General features: G+C 60.9%; 8 protein-coding genes and 1 pseudogene. 4 read left to right on the top strand and 5 right to left on the bottom strand.

The features are described 5' to 3' along the window. Nucleotides 1-306, bottom strand: a pseudogene (locus tag FY112_RS03140) (hypothetical protein); the annotation flags it as partial. Then, nucleotides 285-779 carry a peptide deformylase gene (locus FY112_RS03135; protein WP_151517652.1) on the bottom strand — a complete coding sequence of 165 codons (495 nt, stop codon included), beginning with the start codon at nucleotides 777-779 and terminating at the stop codon, nucleotides 285-287. The pseudogene FY112_RS03140 and the gene FY112_RS03135, both read right to left, overlap by 22 nt. A 242-nt stretch (nucleotides 780-1,021) precedes the next feature. On the opposite strand from FY112_RS03135, the gene mgtE reads away from it, so the two are divergent. Together mgtE and FY112_RS03125 are read left to right on the top strand one after the other, a co-directional pair. Then, nucleotides 1,022-2,437: a magnesium transporter gene (mgtE, locus tag FY112_RS03130; RefSeq protein WP_017960579.1), complete on the top strand. Its 1,416-nt coding sequence runs from the start codon at nucleotides 1,022-1,024 to the stop codon at nucleotides 2,435-2,437. A 63-nt stretch (nucleotides 2,438-2,500) separates the two neighbouring features. After that, a complete protein-coding gene (locus tag FY112_RS03125) occupies nucleotides 2,501-2,893 on the top strand; it encodes a MerR family DNA-binding transcriptional regulator (RefSeq protein WP_017960578.1) in 393 nt (130 codons plus the stop codon). 27 nt (nucleotides 2,894-2,920) lie between these two features. Here FY112_RS03125 and FY112_RS03120 read toward each other — a convergent pair whose 3' ends face one another. Both FY112_RS03120 and FY112_RS03115 read right to left on the bottom strand, forming a co-directional pair. Beyond that, complete coding sequence (locus FY112_RS03120; protein WP_151517650.1) at nucleotides 2,921-3,910, bottom strand: DUF1624 domain-containing protein; 990 nt, start codon at nucleotides 3,908-3,910, stop codon at nucleotides 2,921-2,923. Then, entirely contained in the window at nucleotides 3,910-4,674 is a 765-nt protein-coding gene (locus tag FY112_RS03115) for a DUF599 domain-containing protein (RefSeq protein ID WP_151517648.1), read from the bottom strand. Before FY112_RS03115 ends, FY112_RS03120 begins: the two co-directional genes overlap by 1 nt. Nucleotides 4,675-5,032: 358 nt before the next feature. Here FY112_RS03115 and FY112_RS03105 point away from each other — a divergent pair, with 358 nt between their 5' ends. Beyond that, complete coding sequence (locus tag FY112_RS03105) at nucleotides 5,033-6,232, top strand: acyltransferase (protein WP_151517646.1); 1,200 nt, start codon at nucleotides 5,033-5,035, stop codon at nucleotides 6,230-6,232. A gap of 1 nt (nucleotide 6,233) precedes the next feature. On the opposite strand, the gene FY112_RS03100 is transcribed toward FY112_RS03105, so the two are convergent. Continuing rightward, nucleotides 6,234-6,671 (bottom strand): VOC family protein, encoded by a 438-nt coding sequence (locus tag FY112_RS03100; RefSeq protein ID WP_017960573.1) that lies wholly within the window; start codon nucleotides 6,669-6,671, stop codon nucleotides 6,234-6,236. 353 nt (nucleotides 6,672-7,024) lie between these two features. On the opposite strand from FY112_RS03100, the gene FY112_RS03095 reads away from it, so the two are divergent. Beyond that, on the top strand, nucleotides 7,025-7,688 hold a 664-nt coding region (locus FY112_RS03095; RefSeq protein ID WP_281408435.1), incomplete at its 3' end, for a serine dehydratase beta chain.

The raw sequence follows: 7,688 nt of genomic DNA, 5'->3' as shown, positions 1-7,688 counted from the left end.
GCCCTTGTTGGGATCGCTGTCGAAATTGGCCGCGGTCTCGCCGTAAGGACGATTATCCGGGCCGCCGGTGCCGGCGCCGCTGCCATCGGCATAGGGCCAGCCTTCGTCGAGATTGCGCTCTTCGAGGTCGCGATAATCTTCCTCCCGGGAAAGCTCAGGCTTCTCCCGGGAAAACTGGGTCTTGTCACCGATCCTTGCCATTGCACTCGCTCCTTGTTTCTTTGCTGGAAACGCCGGCGACGGCGAATGGTTCGGCGTGGACGGCGATTTGGCAGCCGTGATTGTCAGCCCTGGGCCTTCCCCCATTTCTTCACGAGACGGTCGCGCTTCAGCCGTGAGAGGCGCTGCAGCCAGAAAATGCCGTCGAGCTGGTCGACTTCGTGCTGGATGCAGATAGCGAGGAAATCTTCGGCACCGTCCTCGTGCACGGCGCCCTCGGCATCCTGATAGCGGAAGCGGATCGCCCGCGGGCGCGTGACCTCGTCTGTCGCGCCGGGCATCGAGACGCTGCCTTCGGCATGGCTCGTCAACTCCGTCGAGGACCAGGTAATCTCCGGGTTGACGTAAAGGCGCACGCCGTCGGCCTTGTCGAGCTCCAGCACCGTGACACGGCTGAAGACGCCGATATGGGCGGCGGTGATGCCGACGCCGGGGGCTGCGCGCATCGTCGCCAGCAGGTCCTCGGCAAGCGCTGTGAGCGAGGAATCGAAGACCGTCACCGGCGCGCAGACAGTCTTGAGGCCCGGATGCGGATAACGCAGAATCGGACGGATGGGCATGGGGCAGGCTTCCTCTGCTTGGACGGGTGAGGAAACTATCGCCGGCCGCATGCATTGTCATCACGAAGCACGGTTTAGCGCTTTACGGCACGGATGCTTTGGGCTAGCAGGGGCCAAGAATTCCGGCTGCGGGAGCCTCGCGCGGGATTCGCTTATCCGCTTGTTGACAATGTGTTTTCGGCCGACATTTGCGAATGCGGCGCGGCAGTCGTTGAAATTCGAACCAGATGCGAGGGCGGCATATGACGACGACCGACACAGAAGATCGCATTCGCCGGCGTCCCGATGATGAGGATGCCGATATTTACGACGAGGACGGCAATGTCCGCGGTGACTTCCTGGCGCTCGTGGGCGCTGCGATCGCCGACCGCGACACGCTGTTCCTGCGCCAGAACGTTGCCCGCCTGCATGAATCCGAAATAGGCGACCTGCTGGAATCGATCCAGCCGGATCAGCGCCTGGCGCTGGTGCGCCTGCTCGGCGACGATTTCGACATGACGGCACTGACCGAGGTCGACGAGGCGATCCGCCGCGAAATCGTCGACCAGATGCCGAACGCGCAGATCGCCGCCGCGATCGGCGAGCTCGATTCGGACGATGCCGTCTACATTCTCGAAGACCTCGACAAGGAGGACCGCGAGGAGATCCTCGCCCAGCTGCCGTTCACCGAGCGGGTGCGGCTGCGCCGGGCGCTCGACTATCCCGAAAGCTCGGCCGGGCGCCGCATGCAGACGGAATTCGTCGCCGTGCCGCCATTCTGGACGGTCGGCCAGACGATCGACTACATGCGCGATGAAGAGGATCTGCCCTATTCCTTCTCGCAGATCTTCGTCATCGATCCGACCTTCAAGCTGCTCGGCGCCGTCGATCTGGACCAGATCCTGCGCACCAAGCGGCAGACGAAGATCGAGCAGATCATGCGCGAGACCAACCATCCGGTTCCGGCCGAGATGGACCAGGAGGAGGCGGCCCAGCTCTTCGAGCAGTACGACCTTCTCTCGGCCGCCGTCGTCGACGAAAACGGCCGGCTGGTCGGCGTGCTGACCATCGACGACGTCGTCGACGTCATCCACGAGGAGGCGGACGAGGACATCAAGCGCCTCGGCGGCGTCGGCGACGAAGAGCTGTCGGACAATGTGCTCTCGACGGTGCGCTCGCGCTTCCTGTGGCTTTTGATCAATCTTGGCACGGCGATGCTGTCGGCAAGCGTCATCGGCCTGTTCGACGCCTCGATCGAGAAGATGATCGCGCTTGCAGTGCTGATGCCGATCGTCGCTTCGATGGGTGGCAATGCCGGCACGCAGACGATGACGGTGACGGTGCGCGCGCTCGCCACCCGCGATCTCGACATCTACAATGCCGGCCGCATCATCCGCAGGGAGGCGGGCGTCGGCATCCTCAACGGCATTGTCTTCGCGACGATCATGGGCGCGATCGCCGGCACCTGGTTCCACGACTACCAGCTCGGCGGGGTGATTGCGGCGGCGATGATCATTAATCTGATAGCGGCGGCCCTTGCCGGCATCCTTCTGCCGCTGTTGCTCGACAAGATGGGCGCCGACCCGGCGATCGCCTCTTCGGTCTTCGTCACGACGGTGACGGACTGTACCGGCTTCTTCGCCTTTCTCGGCATCGCCACATGGTGGTTCGGCATCTGAACCGCCAAAAATTGACTATTACGTAAAAGTCAATATTATCGTCTGTCCGACGACGGGGAACACATGCCGGTGAACAAATTTTATAGCATAACGGAACTGACGCGCGAATTCGGGGTCTCGACGCGCACGCTCCGCTTCTACGAGGACGAGGGACTGATCCATCCGGAGCGGCGTGGACGCACCCGTCTGTTCCGGCAAGCCGACAGGCGGCTCATCGCAGAAATTCTCCGCGGCCGGCGCATCGGTTTCACCATCGCCGAGATCCGTGAGATCATCCAGGTCTACAAGGAGCCGCCGGGCGAACTCGGCCAGCTGAAGCTCCTGATGAAGCGCGTCGATGAGAAGCGCGACGACCTGCGCCAGAAGCGCAAGGATATCGACGACACGCTGGCGGAACTCGACGCGATCGAAGAGACCTGCCTCGGCCGCCTCGCCGAAATCGGCGTCAACACCTGAAAAACGCCGCAGAGCGATTACCGGCCTTTATTGCGCCTCGGCGCTGCATTCGGCAGCAATCGTCTGAACCCGCTCGTCGTTCTGTATATCGATCGCGCCCTCCTGCAGCGGCGTGAACAGGGCTTGCGCCTGCAATTTCCCGAGCGTGCACTGGCAGAAGCTGTGGCAGAGCGCTTCGCCTTGTTGCATGACGCAAGAGGCGTTGCATTGCCTTAGGTAAGTTGCGACCGGATCCGGGGCTTGCGGCGGGAGGACGAGGGAAATCCCATAGGCGATGCCAATCAATACGGGCTGGTGGATGAGATAGAAGGCAAGGCTGTGGCGGCCGAGCCTTGCCGGCCACCAGGAGCCGGTGCCGACGGCGGCAAGCCGGTGCGGCAGCTTGGTTCTGATGGCGATCGAGGCGATACTCAATCCAGCGAAGAAGGGCGTTGCCCAGGGAAACAGCGGCACGTAGTCGTTGGACCGTTCCGGCGTCACCGCAAGGCCGATCCAGGCGAGATATCGCGGATCGAAGAAGGATGAGCGAAGCAGGCCGGGTGGCCCGAAATTATCGGTGATCCAGGCGGCAAAGAGCACGAGCGTAGCGATGAGCGTGACGGCGAGCGGCAGTCTCGAGAAAACGACGCCGACGAGCGTGAGCACCGCGATGCAGTGCAGGATGCCGAAATAGATCCACTCGTTCGGCATCGCGATGCGTGTGGCAAGCGAGATCACCGCGGCTGCCGCGGCGATCATGCCGAAACGCTTCCAGAAGGACGGCCAGCGAATCTCAGGCGTGCTTGAGAGCACCAGGCTGATGCCGACGATGAAGAGAAAGGTCGTGGCGATCGCCCGGGCATAGATCTTCAGCCAACCGGTTTCGGCCGTGCCCGGCGCGAGATAGCCCATGAACTCCATGTCCCAGCTGAAATGGTAGCTCGCCATGGCGATCAGCGCGATGCCGCGCGCCGTATCCAATAGACCGATGCGCGGCGGTTTTGCCGTTGCATCGGCTTCGCTTGCCGGCATTGTCATCAAAGTCCCTCGGACAAATCATTTCCGTCGCTCGACGGCCTATTGCGGCGAATAGAAGAAAGGTGGAGATTTGATGGCGGGCCGCTATCCATGATCGCCAGTCGCGCTTGCGAGAAAAATTGCCGTCGTGTCAGCACGACGATGACGATCGCCGTCGTCAGCATGAAGACATAGGGGTTGATGAACCAGCCGAGATAGCCGATTGACAGGAAGATTGCCCTGAGGCCCTCGTTGAAATTGCTGCCGGCAATGACGTTCATGCGGATGACGCGTTCGGCCGCCCGCTCGGCGGCGATGACGTCGCGCTCGGTGTCGCGCATCATCGGGATCGAACCGAAGAGGATGGTGCAGTAGTTGAACAGCCGGTAGGACCAGCCGAATTTGAAGAAGGCGTAGCCGAAAAGCGCTGCCAGCCCGCCGACCTTCATCTCGAACACAGCATGGCCGCCATGGAAGACGAAGGGCAGGTCGGCGAAGACGGCGTCGACCTTCTCAGTCGCACCGAGCAAAGCAAAGCAGCTGCCTATCGCGAAGATCGAGGTCGAGGCGAAGAAAGCGGTGCCGTTCTGCAGGCCGGCCATGATCTGGGTGTCGATCATCTTCAGGTCGCGGCGCAGCGAATTGTAGATCCATTCCCGGCGCCGTTCGGTCATCGCATGGGTCAGGCTGGTGCGTCCGAAGAAGGTGCGGCCGTGCAGCAGCCAGGAATAGCCCATCCAGACAAAGGCAAAGAAAGCCAGAGCGATATAATCCGCCGTCGTCATCAGTGATTCGGTCTCCGCATGAACGCGGCCACTATGCCGCAAGTCGGATTATGCCGCATGGCCGAGTTCGGCGGCTTTACGCGGGCTTTTGGCCATGCGGCAGTTCGGCATAATCGAGCCGTCGGGAAACGACAAGGTTTGGTGGATCGTCGACCGGCACTTCTGGACTAAAAATGGCAATGCGGCGTCCGTCAGCTCGCAGATTGAGGGCGGGGACCTAGCGCTCTCACGCTGGAGCGAAGTCAGTGCCATCGATCGCGCCTGCAACCGCCAGATGAGTGCGCCGCGTTAACCGCTTGTAAAGTCGTGATGGCCAATTGTCAGGACTGAACCTGAACTCCGAAATCAAAAGTGACCCATGAGTCGGCCGGATTACATCCCGAGTCTTGATGGCCTGCGCGGTGTCGCTGCGCTTCTGGTCGTTGGAGCCCATATTGGCCTTATCTTTCCGATCACAGCTCCGCATCTCGTGACGATGGGCGACGAAGCTGTCGGTTTGTTTTTTGCTCTCAGCGGCTTCCTGATGGCTCATCTCTACGGCTCACGGCCGGTCACGAGAGAAAACGTGCTGGATTTTCTTGTGAGCCGCTTTGCCCGCATCTATCCGGTTTACCTGGTGGCCGTCGTTCTCGTAGCGATGCTGTCGCGCATGCAAAATCTGGATTTTGTTCAGCCGATCGTTGGCGTCACGGATTTTCTGCGCCATGTCTTTCTTCTCGGCTCGAGTGGTGTTTTCTGGTCGATACCACCCGAGATCCAATTCTATCTGCTCTTTCCTGTCCTGTGGCTCTGCCTGGCTCAGCCGCAGCGCTATAGCGGCATGATTGTGGGCCTCACCGTGGTCGTCGTGGTGGATGGCCTGGTTGAATTGCCAGGCCCGGGAATAGTGCTCGTCTCCAAGCTTCCTTACTTTCTTTTCGGCGCACTTGCCGGGATCATGCATTCCCACTGGAACAGATGGATTCCATCCGCCCTCACAGGAATCCTGACGCTTTTCCTTCTTGCGGTGTTTTTCACTTACCGGCATATCCTGCCCGGCTTTTCCCCTGAATTTTGGGGTCTGCAAAGTGCGGTGGCCGCGGCCGTTATTGTCGGGCTCGTCGCTCGACAGCCTCCCATCGCAGCCCGTGTCCTGGCAGCGGCACCAGTACGATTTTTCGGAAAGATCAGTTTTTCACTTTACCTTTTCCATGTCCCCATCATGTTTTTGGCGCGTTTGACCTTTGATGCCTTGATGCCCGAACCGGCGCTCATTTTGCTGACGCTTTGCATTGCGGTAGCCGGGGCATGGTTCATCCACGAGACGATAGAGGTTCCCGGCCGGCGGCTGCTGGTCCTGATATGGCATGACAATCGCTGGCGTCTGGTTTCGCGCGAAACTCCGGCCGACCAAATGGACCGCGCAATTCTCGGCCTGCAGGAAATCGAAAAGCGCCTGGGGAACGGCGCAACGTCAGCCATGGCCGATCAACGACAAATCTCAGCGACGGCCGAACCCTCGGATGGAGGCGACGGCACGGTCATTCAAGATGATCGCAACGGGAAGCTCCGCGCATAGCTCAGCTAAGCTCTTGGGCGAGTCCGATGAGGAGCCCTCCAGGCCCGCGGATGTAGCAGAGCCGATAGGTGTCTTGATAGTCCACGACTTCGCCGACGAGCTGCGCGCCGCGCTTGCGGAGCCTCTCAAGCGTCTCGTCGATGTCATCAAGGGCGAACATGACGCGGAGGTAGCCTAGAGCGTTCACCGGGGCATCGCGGTGATCCGCGACTGCAGGCGGCCTGAGGAAGCGGGAGAGCTCGAGCCGGCTGTGGCCGTCAGGCGTGCGCATCATGGCAATCTCGACGTGCTGATCGCCCAGTCCAGTGACACGTCCAGCCCATTCTCCTTCGATCGCAGCCCGCCCTTCGAGCTCGAGGCCGAGGTCGCGAAAGAAATCAATCGTCTCTTCGAGGTCATCGACGACGATTCCGACGTTGTCCATCCGTTTGAGCGCCATGTGTCCAATCTCCCAATCTGCAAGGTGTCGTCTAGCATCGACGTCAGCAGGACATTGGGAGTCGGGGCAGACTGTCAAGATAAGGCTACCAGTTCTTCCGCCGCATAGGCTTCATTGAATGCAGCAATGAGTGGCAAGGTGGACCACTTGGTTTAGCGCGTGACCCCGAAAATCGGATTCGATTTTCGGGGAGGATTATGCGCACACTCAAAGTGCCTGCGCGTCCTATTGGACACGCGGCGCTCCAGTGTGCAGCCGGAATGTCGCACCGGCTCCATGCGATGTCGGTGTGCTGCACGGATTCGAAACCGACCTCGCTTAAGCTTGCATCCTCGTATTCAGAAAGCGCACCCATGTTTCTCTCGGTATTCGATGTCTTCAAGATCGGTGTCGGGCCGTCGAGTTCACACACGATGGGTCCGATGTCGGCGGCCAACCGGTTTCTCGAGCTGATCCTCTCGAACGAATGGCCGCGCCCGTCATCGGGCGCCCAGGTCACAGCCATCAAGGTCAGCCTGCACGGCTCGCTCGCCCATACCGGGATCGGCCACGGCACGGGCAGGGCTGTTATTCTCGGGCTGATGGGCGAAGCGCCCGACAGCGTCGATCCCGACAGAATGGACGGCATCGTCGACACCGTGGAGCGCACCGGCCGCATCACGCCGGACGGCCATCCCGGCTATCAGTTCCAGCCGAAAACCGACCTGATCTTCGACAAGAAACAGCCGCTGCCCGGCCATGCCAACGGCATGGTCTTTTCCGCCTATGACAGGGACGGCCGGCTTCTCGTCAAGCGCATCTATTATTCGGTCGGCGGCGGCTTCGTCGTTACCGACACCGAGCTCGAGCAGATGCGGGCGAAGAAGAACGCGCCCGGCGGCACGCGTGTGCCCTATCCCTTCTCCACCGCCAAGCAGATGCTCGAGATGGCGGAGCGCTCGGGGTTGTCGATCGCCCAGATGAAGCGGGCGAACGAGGAGAGCCAGCGCAGCCCCGAGGAACTCGACCAGGGGCTTG

Origin of the sequence: Rhizobium sp. PEPV16 (genome assembly GCF_008919455.1) — a bacterium.
Lineage (GTDB): Bacteria > Pseudomonadota > Alphaproteobacteria > Rhizobiales > Rhizobiaceae > Rhizobium > Rhizobium leguminosarum_Q.
This window is presented reverse-complemented; position numbering and strand designations above follow the sequence as displayed.